This window comes from Microbacterium sp. G2-16M (assembly GCF_055809115.1).
In genome coordinates this window covers 651,350-676,769 of sequence record NZ_CM147897.1, presented here as the reverse complement: position 1 = coordinate 676,769, position 25,420 = coordinate 651,350, and the positions used below count along the sequence as shown (strand labels likewise).

The window sequence follows — 25,420 nt, the reverse complement described above, 5'->3', positions numbered from 1 at the left end:
GCGAGGGTCCTCAGACGTCACAACGGGGGCCTCGGGCGAAGATGACGCGTGGCCAGCCGCTGCCGCTGCAAGGACTCCGATCCCCAAGTCGTCCGCAGTGAGACGACGAGCCCCGGGGTAGGTAGGCAGGTCAACCAATGAGCACCTCTACCACCTCGGACGGAGCCAGCTCAAACCAAGGCTCCACGTTGGAAAGCGTCGGTGCCGTGGCGTCGAAGAGTTTGTCGAAGTCATCCTCTCCCGATGGGAAGCCAAACCTCCCACGGAAGGTGTCGATCAGGTCATCAACCGTCGGCTCTGCATCTTTGAGAAACACGTGGTTCCGAAGGAAGAATGTACTGATCGCGGCCGCGGAGACTCGCGTGCCGAACAGTAGGTTCTGGAGCGCGAGGTCGGCATTGTTCGGCGGCATTGCATAGTGGCCGCTGTCGTCCGCGAGCCAGCTCGCCGCGACCTGTCGGTGGATCGAGCCTGCCGACCAGCTTCCCGAAATGTTCGTCGCGCGCCAGAAGGTAGCGAGCGGCCCCACATCTCTTCGTCCACGGTCAATCATCGGAAAGTAATAAGGCTTGTCGGGATTACCCGGCATCTCGATCATCGAGAGGAGCTCGTTTGACGCGGCCGACGCTTCCGCCAGCAGTCCCTCGCGCGCCTTAAGCCTGAGATACAGGTACATGGGAAGCGTTGGGTGGATCTTCTGCTTCCCCAGGGTTTCGATGCTCACCCGCACTGCGGGGACACGAATGACCCACAGAGTGCTCGGGTCCGGATTCGCCACGATTCCTAGAGTATCGGTAGCGATTGCCGGGGTGGTGGAACGGAAGCGTCTTCGCGTGTCAGGCGACGCGCGCTGCTTCCAATCTCGTGTGGTGGCCGCCCGCCTTGAGACGGTTGTGAACCTTGCAGACTGCGTTCGCTGTCCACCGGGTGCCAGTCGCGGTAGTGAGGCGTTCGGCGTTGAGAGCGTCAGCCGTGGCGGACAGGGTATGCGTAGCTCGAAGCTCCAGCAGGCGTGCTCCAATTGCCCGCGGGAGAGCGGATACCCGACCCATGTGACGCCCCGCCCGCTTGGCTGCCTGCATCGCGGAGGACGTGCGCTCACTGATCACGCGGCGTTCCCACTCCGCAACGGACATTATGACGTTGGCGACCAGCGCACCGGTCGGGGTGGAGGTGTCCACCCCGAGTTCGATAGCCACGCGTGCCCACCGTCGCGCACGGGCCAGCTCCAGCACGCCTGAGAAATCCACGACGCTGCGGCTCAGGCGGTCGAGCTTGGCCACCACGATGCCATCGACGTCGCGGCGCTTGGGCACGCCCTGTAGTCGGGCGAGCGCGCCCTGCAGCTGCGGGCGGTCCAGCGACTTTGCCGACAGCCCTTGGTCCACGTACCAGACGACGTTTCAGTCCTGTGCGTCGGTGTGGCGCTGGATGGTGTCACGTTGCGGCTCCAGCCCGAGGCCGCTGCTGGCCTATTCCTCGGTGGGCACCCGCAGATAGCCGATCATGGTGGTCATCGGCCCGTCTCCTGCTCGTCCATGACGATGGTGCCGTCGGGCAGGGTGTGGAGGCTGCCGACCGTCTCGAACAGGTCGTCGGTGCCTCCGCGAAACGGACCACTCCGGCGGCTCCTCTCGCGGTAGCCTGAGTCCGTCGCGGCTGTGGCGGCGGCGACAACAGCGTGAGCGCCCCTTCTGCTCCGTCCATCCGGGCACCGATCGTCATTTCGGAGACGGTGCGCTCCGCCGAGGCTGGCTATCCACAGGACCGCGGGCTCGGGCTGGTTTCCTTCCGCGAACCTTTGGCCGCCCGAACGGTCGTCGCGGTTGGTTCGTCTCGACGGCTTCACCCTCGATCAGAGGGAAGAATGGCAACGCGATCGCCACGCCCGCCGCCACAGCGAGGATTGCTGGGCACAGAAGGGCGAAGATCGCTGTCGACCAATCCACCACATTCCTCAGATCCCGCTGCCAGGCGTCGACCTCCTGCCCGTAGAACGGCCTATACCAGGCATATGAGAGGTCTAGGACTCGTTGTACAGCGGGCACCTCCCACCAAAGTTCCCCGAGCGCGCCCAGCATCACAAGGAGGACTGCGCTCGCGATCGCGAAGTACGTATAGAGGGTTCGTGGACGGTGCTCGGCGCGGGGTCGGAGTCGAGACGCCAGCACCCGTGCCTCGATGACGAGTGCAAGGGCGAGGACCGCCGCGATCTGAGACACCGCACTCCAGTAGGCGGCCCCTGAGTCTTCCATGAACCGGATGCTATCCGTTGGTACCTCGGAATCGTGCTCAGGGGCGCCCCGTGCGCCTCCAAGGCGCGCGAATGGTGTCGCCGGGGTTCCCCCGCCCGCGGAGTCAGACGGGCTCAAGGGCGAAGGTCGCGGACCGGGCTCCCTGCGGGGCAAGACCCGCGGAAATCCGGGCCAATCCTGGGGGTGCCCAGTGTGTGTTACCACGGGGTCGGTCGTGGTCATCTGGGCCCTGGCCGGCCCCGCGCTGGCCGACCTGTTCGAGCAGGCGATCGACAAGGTCTCGGGGCTGTAGCCGGATGCGTGAGCGCCCTGGCCGCCATGACCGTGACGACCGCGGCTCGAGTCCGGTCGAGTTCGTGCTGGTCGGCGCCCTGCTGACGCTGCTCACCCTCGGGGTGCTGCAGCTGGGACTGGCGGTCTACGTCCGCAATGTCGTCCATGACGCCGCCGTCGAAGGCGCGTACCGCGCGGCGCTGGCGGATGAGACGCTCGCCGACGGCGCCGCACGGACCCGGGCGCTGATCAGCCGGGCAGTCGGCACGGCCTATGCCGGCGATGTCACGGCGACCGCGCAGACGCTCGGCGGAGCCCCCGTCGTGCGGGTGACGGTCCGGGCGCCCCTCCCGCTGGTCGGACTGCTCGGCGCGCCCCGGGGACTGGAGGTGAGTGCGGATGCTCCCGCGGAGAGCTTCGACTGAGCGTCCGCCGGCCGATCCCGACCTCGCGGACCGCGGATCTGCGGCGCTCGAGTTCATCCTCGTCGGGCTGCTGCTGCTCGTCCCGATCGTGTACCTGGTCATCGCACTGGGGGCGATCCAGGAGCAGTCCCTGGGCGTGGAGTCCGGCGCCCGGCACATCGCCCGTGCGGTGGCGACGGCACCCGACGAGGCCGCAGCCCGCGAACGCGCGGAGGCGGTCCTGGGATCGATCGTGGCGGAATACGGGATGGACGCCGGCGACGTCGACCTCGCCGTGACGTGCGCTCCGGCGGGCGGCACATGTCCGCGCGCGGGGGCGACCCTCACCGTCACCGTGCGCACCCGGGTGGCCTTGCCGCTGGTCCCGCCCGTCCTCGGACTGGACCGGGCCGCGAGCATCCCGATCGAAGCATCGTCCGCGCAGCGGGTCTCGCGCCTCTGGGGCGCATCATGATCCGGCGCGGGGGCCGGACCGGCGTCCATGACCGGCCCAGCCTCGATGACGAGTCCAGCGCCGAGGACGCGGGCAGCATCCTGCTGCTGACGATCGGGTACGCGGTGCTGGCCCTGGTCGCCGTGCTCGTCTGCGTGGACGCCACCTCGCTGTATCTGTCGCAGAAGAAGCTGGATGCGTTGGCGGATGCCGCGGCCCTGGCGGGTGCGGACGGGTTCGCGTTGACTGCCGACGACGGAGCGGCCACCGCCGCGCTGAGCGGCGACGCCGTACGTGCGCAGGCAGCCGCGTTCGTCGCGGACGTGGGCACCGGCGCGCGACTGGTGTCGGCCGATACGCCGGACGGCCTGTCGGCACGCGTGCGGGTGGCCCAGACGTGGCATCCGCCGGTGGTGACCATCTTCGTCCCCGACGGCTACCTGCTCGAGGCGACCGCGACCAGCCGAACCGCGTTGCGCTGAGGCGGCCGCTTCACCGCGGCCGGCTCACCGTGGCAGGGCGAGATACGCGTGCGCGAATGCCACCGCCATCCCGCCCTCGCCGACGCCGGCGGCGACCCGCTTTACCGAGCCCGACCGCACGTCGCCGACGGCGAACACACCGGGGGCACTCGTCTCCAGGGCGAAGGGGCGGCGTGGGGCCGTCCACTGCGGGGTGTCGGCGGCATCCGGTCCGGTGACGATGAAGCCGTGCGCGTCGCGCGCGATCGCGGGCGGCAGCCAGCCGGTCGCGGCATCCGCGCCGATCATCACGAACACGACCGCCGCGTCGCGGCGCTCGGTGCGGCCGGTGTCGGCATCGTGCACGTCGATCGCCTCGAGGCCGGCACCGCCGTGGAACCCGGTGATCTGGCTGCCCACGGCCACCCGGATGCCGTCGTTGGCGACGATCTGGTCGATCAGATACCGCGACATGCTCGCCGCCAGCGACGGACCGCGCACCAGGATGGTGACCGACCGGGCGTGCCGCGCGAAGAAGAGCGCCGCCTGTCCCGCGGAGTTGCCCGCCCCGACGATGCAGACGTCGGCGCCCTGGGCGAGCGAGGAGTCGCTGCGTGCGGCACCGTAGTAGACGCCACTGCCCAGGAACCTCTCGATGCCCGCGACCGGCAGGGTGCGCCAGGCCACACCGGTCGCGATGACCGCCATCGACGCCTCCAGCACGGTCCCGCCGTCCAGCGTGATCCGGGAGCGATCGCCCCGCGGCTCGATCGCGGTCACGGTGCGGGTCACGACGATCTCGGCCCCGAGCCGCTTGGCCTGCTTCAGGGCCCGGCTGGCCAGGTCGTCACCGGAGATCCCGAACGGGAAGCCGGTGTAGTTCTCGATGCGGGTGGATGTCCCGGCCTGTCCGCCGGGCGCGAGTCCCTCGATCACCACGGTGGTCAGCCCCTCGGCCGCGCCGTTGACGGCGGCGGTCAGTCCGGCCGGGCCGGCGCCCAGGATCACCAAGTCGTATCGGGCCGACGCCGGTTCGACGTCCAGCCCCACCAGCTCGGCGACCGCGCGCATCGGCGGGTCCACGAGCCGGGTCCCGGCGGTCTCGAGCACCGGATGGCCGTCGGCGGACGGCTCGTCCAGCGTCACCCGGTCGAAGGCGACCTGGTTGCGGGTGAGGAAGCCGACCAGTGCGTGGGTTCCGGCATCTCGACGCGGTCCGACCACACGCACGAGGGTCGCGGGCTGCTCCGCGGCCATCTCCTGCAGCGAGTCGAGATAGGCCCGCGCCAGCCCGGCGACCCGGGCCGGCACGCTCGGGGCGGCGGCGGCCAGCGTGTAGAAGACCGCGGCGTCGAGCTTGATCACCCGGGATGCTACGCCGGCCCGCCCGCTCGCCGGGAACGGCGTGCTGAGGGTCATCGGCACCTCGCCGAAGAAGTGCCCGGGACGGCGGCGTCCTATCACGCGCTCCTCGCCGTTGATCACCTTGGTGATCTCGGCGCCGCCCTCGATCACGACGAACAGCGCCCGCTCGTCGCCCTCGTGCGCGAAGTACTCGCCGGGGGAGAGGCGGATGTCCTCGACGGCGCCGGCGAGGTAGGTCAGCGCGGATTCGGGCAGGGGTGCGAAGATCGGGATCTCGCGCAGCGCGTCGACCGTGATCATCGGGCGGCCGTCGCACGCGGCCGGATGTCGTCCTCGTCCATCACTGCACAGAGTAGCGCTCAGCGCGGAGGTGACTTCTGCCGCTCGTGCGGGACGAACCGGGGAATCCAGCGCAGGAACCCGACCGCGCCCAGCAGAGCGAACACGCCGACGGCGCCGGTTGCCAGCGACAGCGACCACACGGCGGTCAGGGCCGAGACCATCAGCGGGGCCGCCGCTCCGCCGGCATCGGTCAGCGTGCGCCAGGAACCGAGGAACGCGGCCGGGTCGGCCTGTGGGGCCAGATCCGCGCCGAGGGTCATCAGGATGCCGCTGGACATGCCGTTTCCGACCCCCAGGCCCGCCGCGAACAGGGCGTACCACATGGCGGCCTCGGGCAGATCGTGGGTGAAGGCGAGGGCGATGAATCCCGCGCCCATGATCAGCATCGCCGGCAGGGCGGCCCACAGCCGGCCGAATCGGTCCATCACCTGCCCGCTTGCATAGAACAGCGCGAAGTCCAGCGCGCCCGACACGCCGACCACGACCGCGATCGTCTGCGCATCCAGCCCGATCGACACGCCCCACAGCGGCAGCACCACCTGGCGCGCCGACCGCGTCGCCGACAGGGCCGCGGCGGCCACGCCGAGGCGCGAGAGCGAGTGGCGGTGCTCCCACATGGTGCGGAACACGCCGGGCGACCCCGGCCGCGTCACCCGGACCGGACCCGTGATGGTCTCGCCGGTGTCCTCGTCGAGCAGTGGATCGGACGGCGCATGGGTTCGTGCCAGGGCGGCCGCGGCATCCTTCTCCGGATCGGGGCCGAGCAGCACGAGCAGCACGACCCCGACCAGGCACACCAGCGCGAACCAGATCGCGGAGTGCTCGTCGCCGAACACGCCGAGCAGGCCGGCGGCGACGAACGGACCGATGAACACTCCGAGCCGGAAGGATCCGCCCAGCAGCGACAGCGCGCGGGCGCGGAATGCCAGCGGGATGCGGGTGGTCATGAACGAGTGGCGGGCCAGCCCGAACACGGCCGCGCAGAAGCCCAGGATGAACACCGCGATGGTGAGGGTGCCGAGGTTCGGCGCTGCCAGCAGTGCGGCGCTGGCCGCGATCGCCGCAGATCCGCCGATGACCATCGTCATCCGCTCGCCGATCCTGGCGACCGCCCACCCGGCGGGGAGATTGCCGCACAGCTGCCCCACCACGAGCGCGGAGGACACCAAGGCGGCCAGAGCAACGCCGGCCCCCAGCTGCGAGGCGATGACCGGGATCAGCGGCAGCACGGCACCCTCGCCGAGCGAGAACAGCAGGGTCGGACCGTAGATCATCGGACCGAAGCGCCACAGGACCGACCCCACGCGCAGAGGAGGGGAATCGCCGGTCACCGCATCCACGTTAGTCTGGAGTGCCATGCTCGAACTCGATCTGTCTGCCGACATCCAGGCCCTGCGCTCCACCTTCGCCGATATCCAGGCGGTGGTCGACGTGCCGCAGCTCGAGTCGGACATCGCCCGGCTGAGCGAAGAGGCGGGGGTTCCCGACCTGTGGGACGACCCGGCCCGCGCGCAGCAGGTGACGAGCGCGCTCAGCCACCGCCAGTCCGAACTGGCCCGGATCACCGCGATCCGGCGACGACTGGACGACCTCGAGGTGCTGATCGAACTCGCCAACGAGATGGACGACGAGGCCTCCGCCGCAGAGGCGCGTGCCGAACTGGCGTCCCTGGGCGAGGTCATCGGCCAGCTCGAAGTGCAGACCCTGCTGGACGGCGAGTACGACGCGCGGCCGGCGGTGGTCACCATCCGCGCCGGAGCCGGGGGAGTGGATGCCGCGGACTTCGCCGAGATGCTCCTGCGGATGTATCTGCGCTGGGCCGAGCAGCACAAGTACCCGGTCACCGTGATGGACACCTCGTACGCCGAAGAGGCGGGCGTCAAGTCCGCCACGTTCGAGGTGGACGCGCCGTATGCGTTCGGCACCCTGAGCGTCGAGGCCGGCACGCACAGGCTCGTGCGGATGAGCCCGTTCAACTCCGCCGGCAAGCGGCAGACCTCGTTCGCCGCGGTCGAGGTGATCCCGCTGATGGAGGAGGCGACCGAGGTCGACATCCCCGAGGCGGACATGCGCGTGGACGTGTTCCGCTCGTCCGGCCCCGGCGGTCAGTCGGTGAACACGACCGACTCGGCGGTGCGAATCACCCACCTGCCGACCGGGATCGTGGTCTCGATGCAGAACGAGAAGTCGCAGATCCAGAACCGCGCCGCCGCGCTGCGCGTCCTGCAATCACGGCTGCTGCTGCTGCAGAAGGAGCAGGAGGCGGCGACCAAGAAGGAGCTCGCCGGCACCATCACCGCCAGCTGGGGCGACCAGATGCGCTCGTACGTGCTGGCCCCGTACCAGATGGTCAAGGATCTGCGCACCGACCACGAGGTGAACAACCCGCAGGCCGTGTTCGACGGCGACCTGGACGGCTTCATCGCGGCCGGCATCCGGTGGCGCAAGCGCAAGACCGAGGACTGACACGCGGGGTGTCGCTCGGTCGCATCGGCATGCGTCCGCTTAGGCTGTCACAGCCATGATCCGGTTCGAGAACGTCACCAAGCGGTATCGCGGCACCGCGAAACCCGCTCTGCAGGATGTCGACTTCGAGGTGCAGCGCGGAGAGTTCATCTTCCTCGTCGGCCCGTCGGGGTCCGGCAAATCGACCTGTCTGCGCATGATCCTGCGCGAAGAGACTCCCAGCGAAGGACGCGTCGTCGTCCTCGGGCGCGACCTGCGCATGCTGTCCAGTCGCAAGGTCCCGTACTTCCGGCGCCACATCGGGGCGGTGTTCCAGGACTTCCGGCTGCTGCCGACCAAGACGATCTTCCAGAATGTGGCGTTCGCGCTGCAGGTGATCGGCTCGTCGCGCGCCTTCATCCGCCAGGCGGTGCCCGAGGCGCTCGCACTGGTGGGGCTGCAGGACAAGGGCAAGCGGCTCCCGCACGAGCTGTCCGGCGGCGAGCAGCAGCGGGTCGCGATCGCCCGCGCGATCGTCAACCGCCCGCAGGTGCTGCTGGCCGACGAGCCCACCGGCAACCTCGACCCCGGCACCTCGGTGGACATCATGCAGCTGCTGGCGCGGATCAACGAGACCGGCACGACCGTGGTGATGGCCACGCACGAGGCCGGGTTCGTCGACCAGATGAAGCGCCGCGTGATCGAGCTGCACCAGGGCGAGATGGTCCGCGACGAACGGCATGGCGGCTACGGAGACACCTCGAGCCTGCCCAGCCTCGCGCCCGGACCCGAGCGCGGAGCGGCATCGGTCGCGGCTCTCACCGCGGTGCTGGAGGTGCACCGCGAGACCGTCGAAGCGGGCGGCTCGGTGCCGGCCCCGGAGCAGGATGTCGCACGCGAGCAGGATGCTGCACCCGAGCAGGATGCCGCACCCGAGCAGGATGCCGAGGACGAAGCGCCGTCCGACGAGGCGGCGGATGTCGCCGGGATCGGCGTGGACGAACTGGGCCTCGCAGACCGGCTCGGACTGGATGAGCGCGACGACGAAGTGGGTCCCACGCGATGAGGGCGGGTCTGATCTTCGGCGAGGCCCTGACCGGTCTGCGCCGCAACGCCTCCATGGTCATCTCGATCGTGCTGGTCACGTTCGTGTCGCTGACGTTCGTCGGCGCGGCCATCCTGATGCAGGCCCAGATCGGCACCATGCGCGACTTCTGGACCGGGCGTGCGCAGGTGCAGGTCACGATGTGCATCGACGGCGCCCGCGAGGCGACGTGTGATGACGGGGCTGCCACCGACAAGCAGATCCAGACGGTGCGCGACCAGCTGAACGGCGCGGGGCTGAAGCCGCTGATCAGCAAGGTGCGCTACGAGACGCCCGAGCAGGCGTACAAGAACGCCCTGGAGCTGCTCGGCGCCGACTACAAGGACATCCTCTCGCCGGACCAGTTCGGCGCGAGCTTCTACGTCAACCTCGTCGACCCCGAGAACTCGGCGGTGATCACCGAGGCGTTCGCCGGCAAGAAGGGCGTGCAGGTGGTGCAGGACCAGATGCAGCTGCTGCAGCCGCTGTTCTCGGCGCTCACCGTGGCCACCTACATCGCCGTCGGCATCGCCGGGCTCATGCTGATCGCGGCCGTGCTGCTGATCGCCACCACCATCCGCCTGTCCGCCTATTCGAGACGCCGAGAGCTGCGGATCATGCGTCTGGTGGGCGCCTCCAACCGATTCATCCAGACGCCGTTCATCCTGGAGGGGGTGTTCGCCGCCCTGATCGGCTCGGTGCTGGCATCTGTCGCGATCTGGGCCGGCGTGCAGTTCGGCGTGCACGGCTACCTCCGCTCCCGGGTGGACTTCATCACCACCTGGGTGGACATGAAGGACCTCGCCTATGTGATCCCCATCATGATCGCCATCGGCGTGGTTCTCGCCGCGGTCTCGGCCGGCTTCGCGATCCGACGATGGCTGCGCGCCTGAGGTCGAGGGATGCCGCGAGCGGGCAGGAGCGGATCGCTGCGTTAGACTGATGGGCTGTCGCCGATCGGGCGGCCGCCGCATCCGTGCGCACCCATCCGCCCCACCCCAGAGGAGCCCTCATGCCCGCCGAACGCGGGGAGAAGGTCGTCGCGACCAACCGTCGCGCGCGGCACGACTACTCCATCGAGAAGACCTACGAGGCGGGCCTGGTCCTGACCGGCACCGAGGTGAAGTCACTGCGTGAGGGCCGGGCGACCCTCACCGACGGGTACGCCTACATCGAAGGCGGCGAGGCGTTCCTGGACGCGGTGAACATCCCTCAGTACCTCCAGGGCAATTGGACCAACCACGCCGCCAAGCGCACCCGCAAGCTGCTGCTGCACAAAGAGGAGATCGTGCGCCTCTCGCACGCGGTCTCGGCCGGCGGGTACACTCTGGTCCCGCTGCGACTGTACTTCTCCGACGGCCGGGTGAAGGTCGAGATCGCGGTCGCGAAGGGCAAGCGCGAATTCGACAAGCGGCAGACGCTGCGCGAGCGGCAGGACAAGCGCGAAGCGGAGCGGGCCATGCGCACGAAGAATCGCCTGGGCGACTAGCTACGGCACCAGATCCGCGACAGGCGTCTCGGCGTCGGTGAACGCAGTCTTCGGCACGAACAGCAGCAGCACGGCGGCCACCAGCGCCGTCACGCCGCACACCACCCAGACCGTGACATAGCCCGAGAACGAACCGGCGGTGCCGTCGGCGACTGCGCCCGATGCGCCGTGCAGGAGCGCGATGCCGAACACGCACGACGCGACGGCGCCGCCCACGGTCTTCACCGAGTTGGTCAGTCCGGTCGCGACGCTGGTCTGCGTGTGCGGCGCGGCGGATGCGGCCGCGGCCGGCAGCGCGGCGACCAGGGCACCGGACCCGATCCCCACGACGACCATGTTCACGATGACCTGCAGATACGTGCCGTGCAGCGGCAGGAACAGCAGGAACCCGACGCCGACGAGCACCGCGGCCACGATCAGCACGATGCGCGGTGCGACCAGCCGGGTGGCCAGAGGGTAGGTCAGGGCGCCGACGATCATCGCGATCAGGTACACGCCGATGATCAGCGAGGTGGCGAAGCCGCTGGTACCCAGGCCGAATCCGTAGACGCCCGGATCGGTGCGGGCGAACGTCGACAGCGGCGCCTGGGCGCCCAGCACGCTGACACCGAACAGCCCCGCCGTCAGGAACACCGGGCCCAGTGCCGGGGACCGGAACATCCGCACGTCGATCAGCGGGTCGGCGCAGCGCAGCTCCCACAGCGCGAACGGGATCACCAGCAGCACGCCGATCGCGACCACCGCCCACGACAGGGGATCGGCCGGGCCGTTCAGGCGCAGCATGCTCAGCCCGCCGGTGAACGCGATCAGGGCCAGCGAGATCAGCACCAGTCCAACGGTGTCGAAGATCCCGCCGGTCGGCTCCGGCGACTCCTTCACGCCCCACAGCACGACGAAGAAGCAGACGATGATCAGGATGCTGGGGACCAGCAGCACGATCCACAGGGGAAGCGCGTCCACCAGTGCACCGCCGACGAGGGCGCCGATGATCGCCCCGGACTCCAGCGCCGCCACCAGGATGCCGGCGGCCCGGGCCGTGATCGTGGAGCGGCCCTCCATCCGCCGGGCGCGCGACCAGATCAGCGCGATCTCCAGCGGCAGCCACACGACGTAGAACCCCATCAGCGCCCAGCCGACCAGGAACACCGCGAACGAGTCGGTGAACGGCAGCACGAGGGATGCCGCCCCGGTCACGGCGGTCGAGATCAGCAGCATCCGCCGGTGCCCGATCATGTCGCCCAGCTTCGCGAACGCCGGCACCACCAGCGCCGACAGCATCAGCTGGGTGCCTTCCAGCCAGTTCACGTCGGCGTCGTGGATGTGCAGGTGGCGGGCGATGTCGGTGAGCATCGGCGTGTAGTAGCCCTGCAGCACGCCGCTGGTGAACTCGACGAAGGCGAGGAAGCCGACGACGCCCATCAGCATGCCGAGCGAGACGCGACCGGGCGCGACGCGTTGCGTCATCGTGCTCCTTTGCAGCGGGATTCGGGTCGGCTCACTCTAGCGCTTCGATGAGCGCGCGATGGAACCGCTCTCCGGCCTCCAGCGACGCGATCTCGACCCGCTCGTCCACACCGTGGATGCTCGCCCGCTGCGCGGCCGACATCCGCAGCGGGGCGAACCGGTACACGGCGGGGGAGAAGCGGTGGAAGTGGCGCGAGTCGCTGGCCTGCATCATGATGTACGGCACCGCCTCCGCGTCCGGATAGGACGCGCGCAGCGCGCCGGCCAGGGCCGCGAACTGCGCATTGTCGACGGCCGACTCCGGGGACGGCTCGTCACCCTCGATCACGGTCACCTCGACCTTCGGATCGGCGATGCGCCGCCGCACGCGGGCCACGGTCGCCTCGACCGTCTCGCCGATCGCGATCCGCAGATTGACCGTGGCGGACGCCTGGGACGGCAGCACGTTCGCCGCGGTGCCGCCGGCCGCCATGGTGGCGGCCACGGTCGTCCGCACGAATGCCGCGGTCTCGCCCCCCATCCGGGCGAACACCCGGGCGGCCAGCCAGGGTGCCGCGGCCAGCAGCCGGTACAACGGCCGCCCGGCGCCCCGGGCACGGCGTGCGAACACGCCGAGCATGCGCGTGATCGCCGTCGGGGCGTGCGGCCGGAACGTGCCGGCATCCAGCCGTTGCACGGCCCGGCCGATGCGTCGCACCGCGGTCATCGGCGGCGGGGCCGAGGCGTGTCCTCCCTCGCCCCGGGCGGACAGACGCAGGGTCAGCACGCCCTTCTCGGCGACGCCGATCATGGCGGCGTCGCCGGTGACGAACGGCAGCGGGGCGTCGACGACGGCGCCGCCCTCGTCCAGCACGAGCCAGGGCAGTTCGCCGGCGGTGTGGAAGGATGCCGCGATCTCGCGGGCGGCGGCGCCGAACGTCTCCTCGTTCCCGCCGAAGGACAGGCACACGTCACGGGCCGGGCGGAAGCCGGCGGCCAGCAGATTCTCGACCGCCTCCAGGATGACCAGCAGCGGACCCTTGTCATCGAGCGTGCCCCGGCCATAGACCCACCCGCCCTCGACGTGGCCCTCGAACGGCGGATGCGTCCACGGGTCCGACTCGTCCACCGGCACGACGTCGTAGTGCGCCATCAGCACCAGCGGACCGTCGGCGGCGGAGCGACGACCCCGCCAGCGGAAGAGGAGGCCGAGCTCGGTGTGCCGGCTCAGCTCGAGATGCGCGTGCACGAGCGGGTACAGCTCGCCGATGAGGGCGACGAACGCGTCGAAGGGCGCCATGCCGCGCTGTTCGAGCTCGGCCGAGACCGTGGGCAGCTGGATCATGCGGGACAGGCGCTCGGCCATCCCCGGGCGCGGGGTGAGCCGAGCGGCGGCGGGCGGGACTGCGGCGGGCGGATTCATCGCGCGGTGAACCTCGCCTCGACGGCCGCGGAGACGACGATGTCCTCGGCCTGGAAGTCCAGACTCGGCGGTGCGGCGTCTGCCGAGAATGATGCGCGGGCCGCGCGCAGCGGGGCCGGGGCGCTGCGGCCGAGCAGTCCGACGTCCGCGATCTGGACGGGAACCACCTCGGTCAGGCCGAGAGCCTGAGCGTACGCGGTCGCCCGTTCGACGGCGACGCGCACGGCCTGCGCGGCCACCTCTCGTTCCAGCGCCGCCTCGGTGTCACGGGTGAGTCGCCAGTCGATGTCGCCGACGTGCACGCCGTCCTGCTCGGCCACCTGGCTGACCCACCAGCTCAGTGCGGTGAAGTCGGTGAACGTCGCGCTGATCTGCACGGCGGCATGATGCACGACCGCCAGCTGTCTGCCCTCGGGGTTCCAGGGGCGCTCAGCCCAGACCGCGACGCGCTGACTGGACCAGTCCGACAGGCCACCGGCATCCTTCCGCGCGGCGAGCCCGTCGCGGATCGGCGCGGACAGTGCGGCGATCCGCTCGACGACGGCGCCGCGTTCGGCTCCCTCGGCACGCACGGCGATGTGGGCGACGGCTTCTTCCGGTGCGTGCAGCACTTCGTGCTCGCCGCGGACGGTGATGCTGACCTCGGTCATGCACGAAGCCTACGGGAGGCGGCCGGGGCGCGGGTGCGACGGGAATGTCGGATGTCGCTGTCACGTTGTATGCTGAGACGCTCGGATGCCGCGGCATCCGGTCTTGGAAACTCCACAGTGTGACAGCGGCCGCTCCTTGCGAGCACCAGCTCATTGCGAGCACACGGGGATGATCGGTTTCGACATCGCCTGTGAATCCACGAGAAGCGGGCCGAGGATGCAGGGTTATCTCGTGAACGCTCCCTGCAAAACCAATAAGTGCCAACTCTAAGCGCACTGACTTCGCCCTCGCTGCGTAAGCGAGCCCGATAGTCCGTCAGACCGTGGTCGATCCCGACACGGACCCTGGCGTCATCTAGGGATCTTGCTGCACGACGGCGTCTGGACGTCGTGCGGGACTCTTTCCAGGCTGGGCTCGTCGACTTAGGTGTCTGTGACAAAGGTCGGAGCCGAGCAGAACGCCTGCACAGACTGCGCCCGGAGAAGGCGTGGAGACTCAGCGATGGACGGGGGTTCGATTCCCCCCATCTCCACGATGCCGCTGTCATACGGAGGAAGCCCCTCGACCCCATGGAGACATCGGGATCGAGGGGCTTCGCGTTGTCGCCTCAGCTCTCGGCCCAGAGCGCGCTGATCGGGATCGACCGCCCCAGGATGTTCGCCGCCGCACGGTGGCCCGAGCACAGGGCGGCCGTCACCGTCGCGGGGTCGTCGCCCCAGGTCGCCTCGCCGGCCAGGTGCAGCACCCCGGCGATCGGCGTCGCCAGATCGTCGTGGTCGGCCAACCGGGAGCCGACCGGCATGTAGGCGTACGCGCCGCGCGCGAACGGGTCGTCCTGCCAGGACGTGACGTGCGCATGCGTCGGCTGCGGTACGCGGTCGCCGTACAGCCGGCGCAGCTGGGCGAGCACCGAGGCGACCACCCGATCCTCGGTCCAGCCGCGCGTCTGGACCGCCGCCGGACCCGCCGCGAACGTCAGCAGCGAGGGCGTGCCATCGACGGCGGTCAGGTCGTACCAGGAGTGCCACCAGGCGCCCTGGGCTCCCTGCTGGCGGATGGCGTAGACATCCTTGTCCCAGAAGGCCGTCGGGAACCGCAGGACCACCTTCTCGAACGCGTTCATCTCCAGGCGTCCCAGCGCACTGCCGACCGGGTCCGGCAGCGGCGGGTCGATGACCAGGTCTCCCGAGTGCAGCACGCCGACCGGCACCGCCACGACGGCGTCGTCGGCGGTGAACGATCCTCGCCCGGTGGTGACCGTCACGCCGTCGACGGACCAGTCCAGGTGGGTCACGATGTGCTCGAGGCGGATGTCGAGGCCCGCCGCCAGCCGTGCGGGCAGGCGGTCGTAGCCGTCCGGGAAGATCACCTCGTCGCCGTTCGGGACGTCGTCGTCCAGGCCGTGCGCGGCGAGGTCTTCGATCCAGGCCCCGTACTGCTCCTCGGTGCGGTGCTGGAGATACTCCCGCACGCGCTGCGCACGTTCCTGATCCCATGGCTGGCGGGCCAGCGCCACCTCGGTCACGTCGCGGTACGAGTCGGCGTCATCCGAGGCGGCCACGGCGTGCGCGAGCGCAGCATCCACCGCCCGGATGTCGTCGGCGAAGCGCCGCGCCTCGGCGTCGCCGAGTCGCTGCCCGTCGGGGGAGTAGTACGCGATCGGGCGGCTGTCGGGCTGATAGCTGCCGACGGTGAACTCCAGCATCCTCATCCCGAACGCCCGTGCAGCCTCCGCCACCGGGCTGTCGGTGGTGCCGTGGATCCACGAGGCGCCGAGGTCCGTCACCAGCCCGTCGGTGCGGTCGGTCCACACGCGGCCTCCGATACGCGCGCGGGCTTCGAGCACCACGACCCGACGGCCCGCACCGGACAGCAGGCGGGCGGCGGTGAGTCCGGCCACGCCCGCGCCGATCACGATGGTGTCGAAGCGATCCATGCGGGGCCTCCTGGTCAGCCGGCCGGTGGCCACTGGATCAGCAGCAGGCCCTGGCGCGTATCGGCCAGCGTGATCTGGCCGTCGTCGAGGCGGTAGGTCATGCCGTAGCCGTCGTCGTCGGGGTTCATCACCATGTCGCCGGTCGCCGTGAGGTACACCGCGCCGTTCTCCTCGAACTCCTTCCACCCTGAACCGAGGAGCTCCTCCTTCACCGCACGCGCCTGATCGGCGTCCAACGGCGCCCAGCCGAAGACCTGCACCTGGTCGCTGGCGATCTTCGCGTTGCCCCACGTGCACTGGATCCCGTCCGGCAGCTCGATGTTGCCGACGTAGAACGGGTCTTCACGCGACGTCCATCCCGCCTCGGTGAAGGCGTCGACGGTATCGGCCGGGATGATGCCTGCGCACGTCGGCGGGCCTGCGGGGGTGGCAGACGGACTCGGCGCGCCGGTGGCGGAGGGGTCCTGCGTCTGACTTCCCCCGCTGACCACGGGGCCGGTCGGTGTGGGCGCGGGGGCGGGGGAGCCGGCACATCCGGCGAGTGCGAGGGTCGCGGCCAGAAGGACGAGTCCCAGCATCCTGCCGCGGTCGAGACGGCTCAACGTCCGTCCGCCCCACGCAGCAGCGTCAGGTAGGCCTCGTGGAGGATGCCGTTGGTCGCCAGTGCGGATCGGCTGTCGATGGCATCCGCCCCGTCGATGTCGGTGAAGCGGCCGCCGGCCTCGCGCACGATCGGGACGTGGGCGGCGATGTCGTACTCCTTGACGTCGAACTCGGCCACCATCTCGAGCCGGCCCTCGGCCAGCATCATGTACGGCCACGCGTCGCCGTAGCCGCGGTCGCGCCACACGGCGCGGGAGAGCCGCAGCAGATCGTCGGTTCGACCCGCGTCGTCCCACTGGGCGATGCTCTGGAAGCTCACACTCGACTGGTCCAGCCGGGCCACCGACGAGACCCCGAGCCGGCAGGGCTTGTCGTCGGCGCCGTTGGTCCAGGCGCCGAGCCCGGTGGCGGCCCACCACCGGCGGCGTATCGCCGGCTGACTGACCACGCCCACGTGTGGAACTCCGTCGATGGCCAGTGCGATCAGGGTCGCCCACATGGGGATGCCCTTGAGATAGTTCGCCGTGCCGTCGATCGGGTCGACGATCCACTGCCGGGCCGTGCTGCCGGCGGTCCCGAACTCCTCGCCGAGGATGCCGTCGTCGGGACGCTCGGCGTCCAGGATGTCGCGGATGACCCGTTCGGTGGCCAGATCCGCCTCGGTGACGTGACTGTGGTCGGCCTTCACTCGCACGTCCAGATCGGCGGCATCGAACCGGTCCATGGACGCCGCATCCGCGGCATCGGCCAATCGGATCGCGAGCGCGAGATCCGCCTCGATGTCGCCGTCATGGGACGCCGCGGCGTCGGCAGGATCGGACGGTTCGGGCCAGGGAATGGTCACCCGCCCAGGATAGCCGGAGGGGCTGTCTCGATTTCGTACCGTGTCGATTCGGATGCTATCGTTGACCCTCGGTTCGCTGTTGCAGCGAGCTGAGCGCCTCTAGCTCAACGGCAGAGCAATTGACTCTTAATCAATGGGTTCTCGGTTCGAATCCGAGGGGGCGCACCCCAAGTCCGGCGGCGACCGGAGATTTCCCTGGTGCCGGTCCGGTGAACGCCGGTCGACCTCCCGCGATCAGCAGCACGGCGACGGTTGCCAGCGCCACCAGCCACAGCAGCACCGACGCAAGCCTGCCCGGATCCAGAGCCGAACGATCGCAGACGCATGTCGACAGGGTAGCCCCCGCCTGCGTGGCGACCGACGGAGTGTCCGCGGGCGTCGGGCATCCGGCATCGGCGTCGCGACGGGCGTCGAGGCCGCCCACATCGTCGTGCCCGTCGGAACGTGCCGTTCGGGTCAGCTCATTCGCTGGACGCGCCGGGTAGCCGCACACCGGCCGGGACGAGGAATCTCCTCCCGGTGATCGACCTCACCATCAGCCTGATCACGAGCGCCTTCTCGCCCGGGAACCACGAGAGCGCGTCGGGCGGGGTGGGCGGCTGGCCCGCGGCGTCGGTCGCGCTCACTTCGGCGGTCGCGTGGACGATGACGCTCCAGCGCACCCGCAACGCGCCGCCGTCCACCTCCATGGCGACCCGGGGATGAGCGGCGATCGAGCGGGCCTTGCCGTCATCGGCCGACCGGATGAGGATGACTCCGCGGTCGGTCTGGAAGTTCACCGGATAGATCTCAGGATCGCCGTCCGCATCGACGAATGCCAGACGCGCCAGGGACGCGTGCCCCAACAGCCGCCAGCATTCGTCCGACGGCAGCTCCTCGATGCGTACGGCGGCGCCCGATCCGGAAGCGCCCCGCGAGACCTCTTCACTTTCAGCCATCGGGACTCCCTATGGGATTCATGTTCCTCTGATCGTCCGCTGCCCGCAAGAACAGCGGTCACCAGGGCATCGGCCGGTCGGGCCCGCGTTCGCTGTCGTTCGGGCGCTCTGGAAGCTCCTCGCCGCCGGCTCGGATGCAGAGCCAGCGCAGCTCGCCTGGGCTCTCGGGCAGGCAGCGCCAGGTGCGCCACACGCCCTGGCCCACCCGCACGACACTCCCCGGGCCGACATCGACGACATCGTCGTCCAGGCCCATCTGCCCCTGCCCGGCGAGGAACACGTACAGCTCCTCGATCCGGCTGTGTCGATGCCAGTAGCCGGCCTCTTCACCCGGCTCGTACGCGTTGGCGGTCATTCCGATGTACTGCATCGTCAGCTCGCCGTCCACGACGCGTCGCCCGTCGCGGGACGTGGCCGGCGCGAAGCCGCCATAGAACTCGCGCCACTGCTCCAGCGCGCCGATTTCGAGGACGTCGTAGTCGGTCATCTCGCCACAGTATCGGGCGCGGCGACGGTCTGGGCTCAGCCGGCGTCGCCGATGAGGACCGCGGCGCCCTCCTCCTGCGCATCGGCCGGGTGCGAGTCGATGCCCGTGAGCACCTTGTGGCCGAGGGCGATGGTGACGGTGGCGATCAGCACGGATGCTGCCGCGAACAGATACGGCACGGTCGCGTTGAACTGATGCCACAGGAGGGCGGCGATCGGCGGGGCGATGGCGCCGCCGATGAAGCGCACCGCGGAGTAGGCCGAGGATGCCACGGCCCGCGGATGGTCGGTCGCCTCCATCACGGCTTCGGTGAGGACCGTGTTCATGATGCCCAGCAGCAGACCGCCCACGATGATGCAGATCACCAGCGCGGTGGGATCGGCCACGAGGAGTCCGGCGACCACGAGGTCGGCGGCCAGCAGCGGCAGGATCGTCAGCATCACGGCGCTGCGGCCCAAGCGGTGCAGCAGGATCGGGGCGACCCAGACGCTGGTGAGTGCCAGCGCCACGCCCCAGCCGAAGAACGTGAGGCCGATGCCCATCGCCGAGAAGCCGAGCGGGAACGGCGAGAAGGCGAGGAGGACGAAGAAGCCGATGTTGTAGAACAGGGCCGCGATGGCCAGGATCGCCAGCGCCGGCGTGCGCAGAGCGCGGAACGGCGCCGACAGCGGCATCGGCGCGCGCTTCTCGGACGTGCCGGAGCGCACGAGGAGCATCACGGCGATGAACGCGACGGCCATGAGCACGACCACGCCGAAGAACGGTCCGCGCCAGCTCACCTCGCCGAGCAGGCCGCCCAGGAGCGGGCCGATGGCGATGCCGATGCCGAGTGCGGCCTCGTAGAGGATGATCGCGGCTTCGCTGCCACCGCTGGCGGCGCCGACGATGGTCGCCAGGGCGGTGGAGATGAACAGCGCGTTGCCGAGCCCCCACCCGGCGCGGAATCCGATGATCGCATCCACGCTGCCGCTGAGCGCGCAGAACAGGGCGAACACCACGATCAGCCCGAGCCCGGCCAGGAGGGTCGCCTTCGCGCCGATGCGGCTGGAGATCCAGCTCGTGATCAGCATGGCGGCGCCGGTCACCAGCAGGTAGCTCGTGAACAGCAGCTCGGTCTGGACCGCGTCGGCCTTCAGCGACTCGGCGATCGCCGGGAGGATCGGGTCGACCAGGCCGATGCCCATGAAGGCCACCACACATGCGAACGCGACCGCCCATACTTGGGCCGGCTGACGCCAGATGGATCCGGTAGCGGGTTTCGCACTCATTCGGCAGCTCCTTGCGGGGTGGTGTGGGATGTGAGGATGCGGGCGGCCCGCGACAGGGTGGCCCACTCGTCGTCGCCGAGATCGGCGAACAGCGGCATCAGGGCGTCACGCAGCTCGAGCCGCCAGTCGGCCAGCGCCGTCCGCCCCTGCGCGGTGACGCTGATCACGGTGGCGCGCGAATCCGACGGATCGCCGTCGCGGCGCACCAGCCCTTCCTTCTCCATCGCACCGACGAGCTTGGTCATCCCGGGCTGGGTGGTTCGTGACGCGGTGGCCAGGGCGCCCAGGCGCAGGGGACCGTCGGTGCTCAGCACGCTGAGTGCCCGCCACTTCGCGGCCGGCGAATCGTTCTTGGTCTGCAGGGCTGCAAGCCGGGTCAGGGTGTGCGCGGCCGTGACGATCTCTGCGATGTCGTGGGAGCGGGGCATCCCCAAAGTATATACCCCAGATATATAACGTGCGAATCAAACCGGGGTCCAGGTTGACAGCGGGATGCTGCGTCCCTAGCATTCCTACTACCTGAATCGGGTTTCATAAATGCACCTTCAACGGCGAAAGGCAGTCACATGCGAATCAAGAAGACGAGGCTGCTCCTCGGAGCGATCACGGCAACGGCGGTGGTCGTACTCGCCGCCTGTGCGCCGTCCGTCTCGGACGAGGGCGACGCCAAGGGCAGCGCGCCCAGCGCCATCAGCGTGGGCGTGATCACGAGCGAGACCGGGGCGCTGGCCGGCTACGGCAGCCAGTACCTGGACGCCTTCAAGGCGGGCCTGGACTATGCCACCGACGGCACCGGCGCCGTCGACGGGATGAAGCTGGACATCGACTACCGCGACGACGCGGGCGACCCCGACACCGCCGTCACGGCGGCCAAGGACCTCATCGGCAAGGGCACGAAGATCCTGATGGGCAGCGCGTCCTCGGGGGTGGCTCTGGCGGTGGCCGAGCAGGCCGCGCAGAACAAGGTCCTGTTCATCTCGGGGCCGGCCGCCGCCGATGCGATCACCGGCGTGAACGCGTACACGTTCCGCTCCGGTCGGCAGAGCGCGCAGGACGTCGCCACCGCGGGCACGTTCCTGGACGACATCTCGGGCAAGAAGATCACCGTGTTCGCGCAGAACAGCGCGTTCGGCCAGGGCAACGAGGCGGCCGTGAAGGCGATCCTCGGCGCGAAGGGCGCCACCGTGAACTCGGTGCTCGTGCCCGAGGACGCGACGGAGTTCACCCCGTTCGCCCAGCAGATCCTGCAGTCCAAGCCCGATCTCGTGTTCGTGGCGTGGGCGGGAGCGACCAGTGGGGCGATGTGGCAGGCGCTGTCGCAGCAGGGCGTGCTCGAATCCATCCCGGTGGTCACCGGCCTCGGCGACTCGCCGACGTTCGGCGCCTACGGCGAAGCCAGCGAGAAGATCAACTTCCTCAGCTACTACTTCCCGGGCGCGAACGACAACGACGTGAACAAGACGATGATCGAGATGATCACCAAGGCCGGCGGCACCCCGGATCTTTTCAGCCCGGACGGCTTCAACGCGGCCATCATGCTCGTCCACGCCGTCAAGGAGGGCAAGGGCGACGTGGATGCCATGGTCAAGGCGCTGGAGGGCTTCAGCTTCGACGGCCCCAAGGGCAAGACGACGGTGCGCGCCTCGGACCACGCGCTGCTGCAGGAGATGTACCAGGCCAAGCTGGTCGCGAAGGACGGCTCGTTCGCACCGGAGCTGGTGGCCGCCGTCCCGGCCGACGAGGTCACCCCCGCCGAGGCGAAGAAGTAGCATGACCGCTCCCATCCCGCCCGCCCTGCGGATCTCGGGCCTCGGCCTGCAGATCGGCGGAGCGACCATCCTGAAGGACGTCGACCTCGCGGTCGACTCCGGGGCGCTGATCGGCGTCATCGGGCCGAACGGCGCCGGGAAGACGACGCTGTTCAACGCGGTCTCCGGTATCGTGCGCCCCACCGCGGGCCGCATCGAGATGGACGGCACCGACGTCACCCGGATGTCGGTCGCCCAGCGCGCGCGGGCGGGATTGGGGCGGACCTTCCAGACATCCAGTCTGTTCCCGCGGCTCACGGTGCTCGAGAACGTGCGGCTGGCGGCCCAGGCCGCCGCCGGCGGCAGCTACTCGCTGATCCGCTTCCCGCGGCGCTCGGATGCCGCCACCGGCCTGGCGTGGGACACGCTGCGTGCGGTGGGACTGGACCACAAGGCGCAGTCGCCGGCCGGAGACATCTCGCACGGCGACAAGCGCAAGCTCGAGATCGCCGTGCTGCTGGCCGTCCGTCCGCGTACCGTGCTGCTGGACGAGCCGATGGCCGGGGTTGCCTCCGGCGACGTGCCGGGCCTGGTCGACAGCATCCGCACCTTCCACCGCGAGACCGGCTGCACGCTGCTGATGGTCGAGCACCACATCGACGTGCTGATGGGCCTGGTGGAGAAGGTCGCCGTGCTGTACTTCGGCGAGGTCATCGCGTTCGACACCCCGCAGCGCATCATGGCCGACCCGCTCGTGCAGAGCGCCTACCTCGGAAGTGCGGCATGACCGCCGACGTCATCCTCCGGGTGCGTGGCCTGCGGGCCTCGATCGCCGGGCAGCAGGTGGTCGAGGATGTCACGTTCGACGTGCCCGCGCACGGCATCACCGCCCTGCTCGGGCGCAACGGCGTGGGCAAGACCTCGACGCTGCGGGCGATCATGGGGCTCATCCAGCGCCACGGCGAGGTGCGCCTGGCGGGGGAGCGCATCGACGGTCTGCTCACCCATCGCATCGCCGGACGAGGGGTCGGCTACGTGCCGGAAGACCGCGAGGTGTTCGCCGGGCTCACCGTCGCCGAGAACCTCGCTCTGGCCGAGCGGGGACGCCACCCGCGGCGAGATCTGGTCGCCGCGCTGTTCCCCGACCTGGTCGCGCGGCGCGCCCAGCGGGCCGGCACGCTCTCGGGCGGCCAGCAGCAGATGGTCTCGGTTGCCCGTGCCCTGCTGAACGAGAACCGCATCCTGCTCGTCGACGAGCCGACCAAGGGTCTGGCCCCCAAGATCGTCGCCGAGGTCGCCGAGGCGCTCGAAGAGGCGGCCAAGACCGTGCCCATCCTGCTGGTCGAGCAGAACCTCGAGGTCGTGCGCCGTCTGGCCGGCGATGCCGTGGTCATCGCCGGCGGCCGTGTGGTGCACACCGGGCCGGCCGCCGCCATCCTCGACGACCCGGGAATGACGCGCCGCCTGCTGGGCGTGCACGTGGACGGCATTCCCCTGGACGGGGCCGACGCATGAGCAGCATCATCCTGGCCCTGATCACGGGCGTGGGCCTGGGCGCCCTGTACTTCCTCGTCTCGTCCGGACTGAGCCTGATCTACGGTCTCATGCACGTGCTGAACTTCGCGCACGGCGTGTTCCTCTCGTTCAGCGCCTTCATCGGATGGGAGGTCGCCCGTCGCCTCGACGCCGGCTCGTGGGGCGGGTTCCTCCTCTCGCTGCTGGTGGGCGCGCTCGTCGGCGCCGCCTTCGCCGCGCTCACCGAACTCGTCCTCATCCGGCCGCTGTACGAACGGCACATCGAGCAGGTGCTGGTCACGGTCGGGCTCTCGTTCGCCGCGATCGCCCTGTTCGACGGCATCTGGGGGACGGACGCCATCTACATCAGCGGGCCGAGCTGGCTCAGCCGCACCACTGCGGTGCTGGGCGCGAAGATCCCGAACGTGTACTGGGTGCTGATCGTGACCGCCGTCGTCGTGCTCGCCGCGCTGGTGCTGTTCCTGCGCCGGACCCGGCACGGCATCATCATCCGGGCCGGCGTGGAGAACCGCGCGATGGTCACCGCCCTGGGCATCGATGTGCGGCGCTCGTTCACGCTCGTGTTCGCCATCGGGGGAGCGGCCGCCGGGATCGGCGGCATCCTGGCCGCGCATTGGGCCGGCTACGTCTCATCCGGCCTGGGTCAGACGCTGCTGATCTTCGCGTTCATCGTCACGATCATCGGCGGCCTCGGATCGCTGCCCGGCGCTGCCATCGCGTCGGTGCTCGTCGCCGTGCTGCAGCAGTTCGCCAACTTCTACCTCGCGGGCACCGGCGACTTCATCGTCGTGGTCCTCCTGGCCGTCGTGCTCCTGGTGCGGCCGCGCGGACTGATGGGGAGGGCGGCATGACCCCGGCACCCCGTTCCATGCGCCCGCTCCGCGCGCTCTGGCCCGTGCTCCTGGGTGTCGTGGTGGTCGTCGTCCTGGCGATCCTGCCGTTGCTGAACCTCAGCATCCCCGGCGTGCTTCCCGGCCCCACCTACACGCCCGGCACCCTCGCGCTGCTGTCGCTGTGCATGGTGTACGCCGCGCTCGCGCTCTCGTACAACATGCTGCTGGGCACGAGTGGGCTCCTCTCCTTCGGCCACGCCCTCTACTTCGGCGTCGGCGCATACGCGCTGGGCCTCGCCCTGGAGTATGCGCAGGTGCCGCTGTGGCCGGGGATCCTCATCGCCGTCCTCGGGGGGCTGGTGATCGCAGTGGTGACCGGAGCGATCAGCCTGCGGGTCACCGGCATCCCGTTCGCGATGGTCACCCTCGCCTTCGCCCAGGCCGTGTCGCTGCTCGTGCGCCGCAACGCCCAGATCACCGGCGGCGAGGAGGGCCTGAACCTGCCCACCGCGCACGTGCCGGACTCCTTGGTCGGCGTCGTCCACACGCGCAATCTGTACTGGGTCGTGCTCGGCATGGTGGTGATCGTCTACCTCATCGCCCTGTGGATCGACCGCTCCCGCCTGGGGCATCTGGCCGAGGCGACGCGCGAGAACGAGCTGCGGGTGCGGGTGCTGGGCCTGAGCCCCTACCTCGCCAAGCTCATCGTCTTCGCCGCCGCCGCGGTGGGCGCCTCGCTGGCCGGCGTGGCGTACATGCTGCTGCAGACCGGCACCCAGCCGCAGGCGGTCTCGGCCGACCTCACGATCACGATCCTGGTGATGGTGGTGCTCGGCGGGGTCGGCTTCCGCTGGGGCGCGGTCGTCGGCGGTGTCGTGTACACGTTGCTCGACCAGCGCCTGACGGTCCTGGCCCGGTCCGAGGCGATCGGGTCGCTGCCGGATGTGCTGCGGGTGCCGCTGTCCGAGCCGCTGTTCCTGCTGGGCGTACTGTTCATCATCGTGGTCATGTTCCTGCCCGGAGGGATCGCCGGCACCCTCGACGGCATGGTGCGCCGCCGTGCCCGCCGTCGGGCCGCGGCCGGCACGCGCGACGGGGCGCCGGAGCCGTCCCTCGATGAGCAGGTGCCGTCGTGACC

At 69.9% G+C, this 25,420-nt stretch carries 27 protein-coding genes, 1 tRNA gene and 1 other RNA gene; 14 read left to right on the top strand and 15 right to left on the bottom strand.

Going from position 1 to position 25,420, the window contains the following annotated elements; all coding sequences use genetic code 11:
• Positions 1-130: 130 nt before the first annotated feature.
• From AC0L6F_RS03355 to AC0L6F_RS03345, 3 genes are all read right to left on the bottom strand, one after another.
• Positions 131-778, bottom strand: coding sequence for a hypothetical protein (locus AC0L6F_RS03355; protein WP_473539150.1), 648 nt, complete (start codon positions 776-778; stop codon positions 131-133).
• A 58-nt stretch (positions 779-836) separates the two neighbouring features.
• The gene (locus AC0L6F_RS03350; protein ID WP_473539149.1) at positions 837-1,388 is read right to left on the bottom strand and encodes a recombinase family protein; all 552 of its coding nucleotides are present in this window, start codon (positions 1,386-1,388) and stop codon (positions 837-839) included.
• Between the two features lie 333 nt (positions 1,389-1,721).
• Complete coding sequence (locus AC0L6F_RS03345; protein ID WP_473539148.1) at positions 1,722-2,255, bottom strand: hypothetical protein; 534 nt, start codon at positions 2,253-2,255, stop codon at positions 1,722-1,724.
• A 296-nt stretch (positions 2,256-2,551) separates the two neighbouring features.
• Here AC0L6F_RS03345 and AC0L6F_RS03340 point away from each other — a divergent pair, with 296 nt between their 5' ends.
• Genes AC0L6F_RS03340 through AC0L6F_RS03330 form a run of 3 tightly spaced genes read left to right on the top strand, consistent with a single transcriptional unit; the run spans position 2,552 to position 3,868 of the window.
• A complete protein-coding gene (locus AC0L6F_RS03340) occupies positions 2,552-2,953 on the top strand; it encodes a TadE/TadG family type IV pilus assembly protein (RefSeq protein ID WP_274638143.1) in 402 nt (133 codons plus the stop codon).
• On the top strand, positions 2,928-3,407 hold the full coding sequence (locus tag AC0L6F_RS03335) for a TadE family protein (RefSeq protein WP_473539147.1): 480 nt from the start codon (positions 2,928-2,930) through the stop codon (positions 3,405-3,407). Before AC0L6F_RS03340 ends, AC0L6F_RS03335 begins: the two co-directional genes overlap by 26 nt.
• Positions 3,404-3,868, top strand: coding sequence for a pilus assembly protein TadG-related protein (locus AC0L6F_RS03330; RefSeq protein WP_473539146.1), 465 nt, complete (start codon positions 3,404-3,406; stop codon positions 3,866-3,868). The genes AC0L6F_RS03335 and AC0L6F_RS03330 overlap by 4 nt, the downstream gene beginning before the upstream one ends.
• 24 nt (positions 3,869-3,892) lie before the next feature.
• Here the strand turns inward: AC0L6F_RS03330 and AC0L6F_RS03325 are convergent, their stop codons facing one another.
• Entirely contained in the window at positions 3,893-5,512 is a 1,620-nt protein-coding gene (locus AC0L6F_RS03325) for an FAD-dependent oxidoreductase (RefSeq protein WP_473539145.1), read from the bottom strand.
• Positions 5,513-5,571: 59 nt separating this feature from the next.
• On the bottom strand, positions 5,572-6,912 hold the full coding sequence (locus AC0L6F_RS03320) for an MFS transporter (protein ID WP_473539144.1): 1,341 nt from the start codon (positions 6,910-6,912) through the stop codon (positions 5,572-5,574).
• Between AC0L6F_RS03320 and prfB the strand changes: the two genes are divergently transcribed.
• From prfB to smpB, 4 genes are all read left to right on the top strand, one after another.
• Positions 6,911-8,020 carry a peptide chain release factor 2 gene (prfB, locus tag AC0L6F_RS03315; protein WP_473539142.1) on the top strand — a complete coding sequence of 370 codons (1,110 nt, stop codon included), beginning with the start codon at positions 6,911-6,913 and terminating at the stop codon, positions 8,018-8,020. The genes AC0L6F_RS03320 and prfB overlap by 2 nt on opposite strands.
• A gap of 55 nt (positions 8,021-8,075) precedes the next feature.
• On the top strand, positions 8,076-9,065 hold the full coding sequence (gene ftsE, locus AC0L6F_RS03310; protein ID WP_274638147.1) for a cell division ATP-binding protein FtsE: 990 nt from the start codon (positions 8,076-8,078) through the stop codon (positions 9,063-9,065).
• A complete protein-coding gene (ftsX, locus tag AC0L6F_RS03305; protein ID WP_473539141.1) occupies positions 9,062-9,976 on the top strand; it encodes a permease-like cell division protein FtsX in 915 nt (304 codons plus the stop codon). Before ftsE ends, ftsX begins: the two co-directional genes overlap by 4 nt.
• A gap of 119 nt (positions 9,977-10,095) precedes the next feature.
• Positions 10,096-10,572, top strand: coding sequence for an SsrA-binding protein SmpB (smpB, locus tag AC0L6F_RS03300; protein WP_274638149.1), 477 nt, complete (start codon positions 10,096-10,098; stop codon positions 10,570-10,572).
• On the opposite strand, the gene AC0L6F_RS03295 is transcribed toward smpB, so the two are convergent.
• The 3 genes from AC0L6F_RS03295 to AC0L6F_RS03285 are packed head-to-tail and all read right to left on the bottom strand — an operon-like array spanning position 10,573 to position 14,088.
• Positions 10,573-12,036 carry an MFS transporter gene (locus AC0L6F_RS03295; RefSeq protein WP_473539140.1) on the bottom strand — a complete coding sequence of 488 codons (1,464 nt, stop codon included), beginning with the start codon at positions 12,034-12,036 and terminating at the stop codon, positions 10,573-10,575.
• A 31-nt stretch (positions 12,037-12,067) separates the two neighbouring features.
• Positions 12,068-13,438: a M20/M25/M40 family metallo-hydrolase gene (locus AC0L6F_RS03290; RefSeq protein WP_473539138.1), complete on the bottom strand. Its 1,371-nt coding sequence runs from the start codon at positions 13,436-13,438 to the stop codon at positions 12,068-12,070.
• Positions 13,435-14,088, bottom strand: a complete 654-nt coding sequence (locus tag AC0L6F_RS03285; protein ID WP_259612082.1) for an SIMPL domain-containing protein — start codon at positions 14,086-14,088, stop codon at positions 13,435-13,437. The genes AC0L6F_RS03290 and AC0L6F_RS03285 overlap by 4 nt, the downstream gene beginning before the upstream one ends.
• Before the next feature lie 165 nt (positions 14,089-14,253).
• On the opposite strand from AC0L6F_RS03285, the gene ssrA reads away from it, so the two are divergent.
• Positions 14,254-14,624: a transfer-messenger RNA gene (ssrA, locus tag AC0L6F_RS03280) on the top strand.
• Positions 14,625-14,696: 72 nt separating this feature from the next.
• On the opposite strand, the gene AC0L6F_RS03275 is transcribed toward ssrA, so the two are convergent.
• Genes AC0L6F_RS03275 through AC0L6F_RS03265 form a run of 3 tightly spaced genes read right to left on the bottom strand, consistent with a single transcriptional unit; the run spans position 14,697 to position 17,466 of the window.
• On the bottom strand, positions 14,697-16,025 hold the full coding sequence (locus AC0L6F_RS03275; RefSeq protein ID WP_473539136.1) for a flavin monoamine oxidase family protein: 1,329 nt from the start codon (positions 16,023-16,025) through the stop codon (positions 14,697-14,699).
• A gap of 14 nt (positions 16,026-16,039) precedes the next feature.
• A complete protein-coding gene (locus AC0L6F_RS03270; RefSeq protein WP_473539134.1) occupies positions 16,040-16,603 on the bottom strand; it encodes a hypothetical protein in 564 nt (187 codons plus the stop codon).
• Between the two features lie 20 nt (positions 16,604-16,623).
• Positions 16,624-17,466: an inositol monophosphatase family protein gene (locus AC0L6F_RS03265; RefSeq protein ID WP_473539940.1), complete on the bottom strand. Its 843-nt coding sequence runs from the start codon at positions 17,464-17,466 to the stop codon at positions 16,624-16,626.
• A 99-nt stretch (positions 17,467-17,565) separates the two neighbouring features.
• Between AC0L6F_RS03265 and AC0L6F_RS03260 the strand changes: the two genes are divergently transcribed.
• Positions 17,566-17,637 (top strand) — tRNA-Lys (locus AC0L6F_RS03260).
• 296 nt (positions 17,638-17,933) lie between these two features.
• On the opposite strand, the gene AC0L6F_RS03255 is transcribed toward AC0L6F_RS03260, so the two are convergent.
• Genes AC0L6F_RS03255 through AC0L6F_RS03240 form a run of 4 tightly spaced genes read right to left on the bottom strand, consistent with a single transcriptional unit; the run spans position 17,934 to position 20,593 of the window.
• The gene (locus AC0L6F_RS03255) at positions 17,934-18,410 is read right to left on the bottom strand and encodes a pyridoxamine 5'-phosphate oxidase family protein (RefSeq protein WP_473539133.1); all 477 of its coding nucleotides are present in this window, start codon (positions 18,408-18,410) and stop codon (positions 17,934-17,936) included.
• 58 nt (positions 18,411-18,468) lie between these two features.
• Positions 18,469-18,897 (bottom strand): cupin domain-containing protein, encoded by a 429-nt coding sequence (locus AC0L6F_RS03250; RefSeq protein WP_473539132.1) that lies wholly within the window; start codon positions 18,895-18,897, stop codon positions 18,469-18,471.
• A 35-nt stretch (positions 18,898-18,932) separates the two neighbouring features.
• Entirely contained in the window at positions 18,933-20,165 is a 1,233-nt protein-coding gene (locus AC0L6F_RS03245) for an MFS transporter (protein WP_473539131.1), read from the bottom strand.
• Positions 20,162-20,593, bottom strand: coding sequence for a MarR family winged helix-turn-helix transcriptional regulator (locus AC0L6F_RS03240; protein WP_473539130.1), 432 nt, complete (start codon positions 20,591-20,593; stop codon positions 20,162-20,164). The genes AC0L6F_RS03245 and AC0L6F_RS03240 overlap by 4 nt, the downstream gene beginning before the upstream one ends.
• A 138-nt stretch (positions 20,594-20,731) precedes the next feature.
• On the opposite strand from AC0L6F_RS03240, the gene AC0L6F_RS03235 reads away from it, so the two are divergent.
• From AC0L6F_RS03235 to AC0L6F_RS03215, 5 genes are read left to right on the top strand one after another with little or no spacing between them, the layout of a single operon-like run.
• Positions 20,732-21,934, top strand: coding sequence for a substrate-binding domain-containing protein (locus AC0L6F_RS03235; RefSeq protein ID WP_473539129.1), 1,203 nt, complete (start codon positions 20,732-20,734; stop codon positions 21,932-21,934).
• A 1-nt stretch (position 21,935) separates the two neighbouring features.
• Positions 21,936-22,700, top strand: a complete 765-nt coding sequence (locus tag AC0L6F_RS03230) for an ABC transporter ATP-binding protein (protein ID WP_473539128.1) — start codon at positions 21,936-21,938, stop codon at positions 22,698-22,700.
• Positions 22,697-23,428, top strand: coding sequence for an ABC transporter ATP-binding protein (locus AC0L6F_RS03225; protein WP_259613409.1), 732 nt, complete (start codon positions 22,697-22,699; stop codon positions 23,426-23,428). Before AC0L6F_RS03230 ends, AC0L6F_RS03225 begins: the two co-directional genes overlap by 4 nt.
• Positions 23,425-24,300 carry a branched-chain amino acid ABC transporter permease gene (locus AC0L6F_RS03220; RefSeq protein WP_274638161.1) on the top strand — a complete coding sequence of 292 codons (876 nt, stop codon included), beginning with the start codon at positions 23,425-23,427 and terminating at the stop codon, positions 24,298-24,300. Before AC0L6F_RS03225 ends, AC0L6F_RS03220 begins: the two co-directional genes overlap by 4 nt.
• Positions 24,301-24,317: 17 nt before the next feature.
• Entirely contained in the window at positions 24,318-25,418 is a 1,101-nt protein-coding gene (locus AC0L6F_RS03215) for a branched-chain amino acid ABC transporter permease (protein WP_473539939.1), read from the top strand.
• Positions 25,419-25,420 lie beyond the last annotated feature (2 nt).

Bases quoted from the DNA above. Each gene is read 5' to 3' on its own strand.
- AC0L6F_RS03275 (WP_473539136.1), bottom strand. From the start codon at position 16,025: ATGGATCGCTTCGACACCATCGTGATCGGCGCGGGCGTGGCCGGACTC.
- AC0L6F_RS03220 (WP_274638161.1), top strand. From the start codon at position 23,425: ATGAGCAGCATCATCCTGGCCCTGATCACGGGCGTGGGCCTGGGCGCC.
- AC0L6F_RS03245 (WP_473539131.1), bottom strand. From the start codon at position 20,165: ATGAGTGCGAAACCCGCTACCGGATCCATCTGGCGTCAGCCGGCCCAA.
- AC0L6F_RS03240 (WP_473539130.1), bottom strand. From the start codon at position 20,593: ATGCCCCGCTCCCACGACATCGCAGAGATCGTCACGGCCGCGCACACC.
- AC0L6F_RS03250 (WP_473539132.1), bottom strand. From the start codon at position 18,897: ATGACCGACTACGACGTCCTCGAAATCGGCGCGCTGGAGCAGTGGCGC.
- AC0L6F_RS03225 (WP_259613409.1), top strand. From the start codon at position 22,697: ATGACCGCCGACGTCATCCTCCGGGTGCGTGGCCTGCGGGCCTCGATC.
- AC0L6F_RS03335 (WP_473539147.1), top strand. From the start codon at position 2,928: ATGCTCCCGCGGAGAGCTTCGACTGAGCGTCCGCCGGCCGATCCCGAC.
- AC0L6F_RS03295 (WP_473539140.1), bottom strand. From the start codon at position 12,036: ATGACGCAACGCGTCGCGCCCGGTCGCGTCTCGCTCGGCATGCTGATG.
- AC0L6F_RS03340 (WP_274638143.1), top strand. From the start codon at position 2,552: ATGCGTGAGCGCCCTGGCCGCCATGACCGTGACGACCGCGGCTCGAGT.
- AC0L6F_RS03255 (WP_473539133.1), bottom strand. From the start codon at position 18,410: ATGGCTGAAAGTGAAGAGGTCTCGCGGGGCGCTTCCGGATCGGGCGCC.
- AC0L6F_RS03325 (WP_473539145.1), bottom strand. From the start codon at position 5,512: ATGATCACGGTCGACGCGCTGCGCGAGATCCCGATCTTCGCACCCCTG.
- AC0L6F_RS03345 (WP_473539148.1), bottom strand. From the start codon at position 2,255: ATGGAAGACTCAGGGGCCGCCTACTGGAGTGCGGTGTCTCAGATCGCG.
- ftsX (WP_473539141.1), top strand. From the start codon at position 9,062: ATGAGGGCGGGTCTGATCTTCGGCGAGGCCCTGACCGGTCTGCGCCGC.
- AC0L6F_RS03235 (WP_473539129.1), top strand. From the start codon at position 20,732: ATGCGAATCAAGAAGACGAGGCTGCTCCTCGGAGCGATCACGGCAACG.
- AC0L6F_RS03285 (WP_259612082.1), bottom strand. From the start codon at position 14,088: ATGACCGAGGTCAGCATCACCGTCCGCGGCGAGCACGAAGTGCTGCAC.
- AC0L6F_RS03230 (WP_473539128.1), top strand. From the start codon at position 21,936: ATGACCGCTCCCATCCCGCCCGCCCTGCGGATCTCGGGCCTCGGCCTG.
- prfB (WP_473539142.1), top strand. From the start codon at position 6,911: ATGCTCGAACTCGATCTGTCTGCCGACATCCAGGCCCTGCGCTCCACC.
- AC0L6F_RS03215 (WP_473539939.1), top strand. From the start codon at position 24,318: ATGCGCCCGCTCCGCGCGCTCTGGCCCGTGCTCCTGGGTGTCGTGGTG.
- ftsE (WP_274638147.1), top strand. From the start codon at position 8,076: ATGATCCGGTTCGAGAACGTCACCAAGCGGTATCGCGGCACCGCGAAA.
- AC0L6F_RS03330 (WP_473539146.1), top strand. From the start codon at position 3,404: ATGATCCGGCGCGGGGGCCGGACCGGCGTCCATGACCGGCCCAGCCTC.
- AC0L6F_RS03320 (WP_473539144.1), bottom strand. From the start codon at position 6,912: ATGGCACTCCAGACTAACGTGGATGCGGTGACCGGCGATTCCCCTCCT.
- AC0L6F_RS03270 (WP_473539134.1), bottom strand. From the start codon at position 16,603: ATGCTGGGACTCGTCCTTCTGGCCGCGACCCTCGCACTCGCCGGATGT.
- smpB (WP_274638149.1), top strand. From the start codon at position 10,096: ATGCCCGCCGAACGCGGGGAGAAGGTCGTCGCGACCAACCGTCGCGCG.
- AC0L6F_RS03290 (WP_473539138.1), bottom strand. From the start codon at position 13,438: ATGAATCCGCCCGCCGCAGTCCCGCCCGCCGCCGCTCGGCTCACCCCG.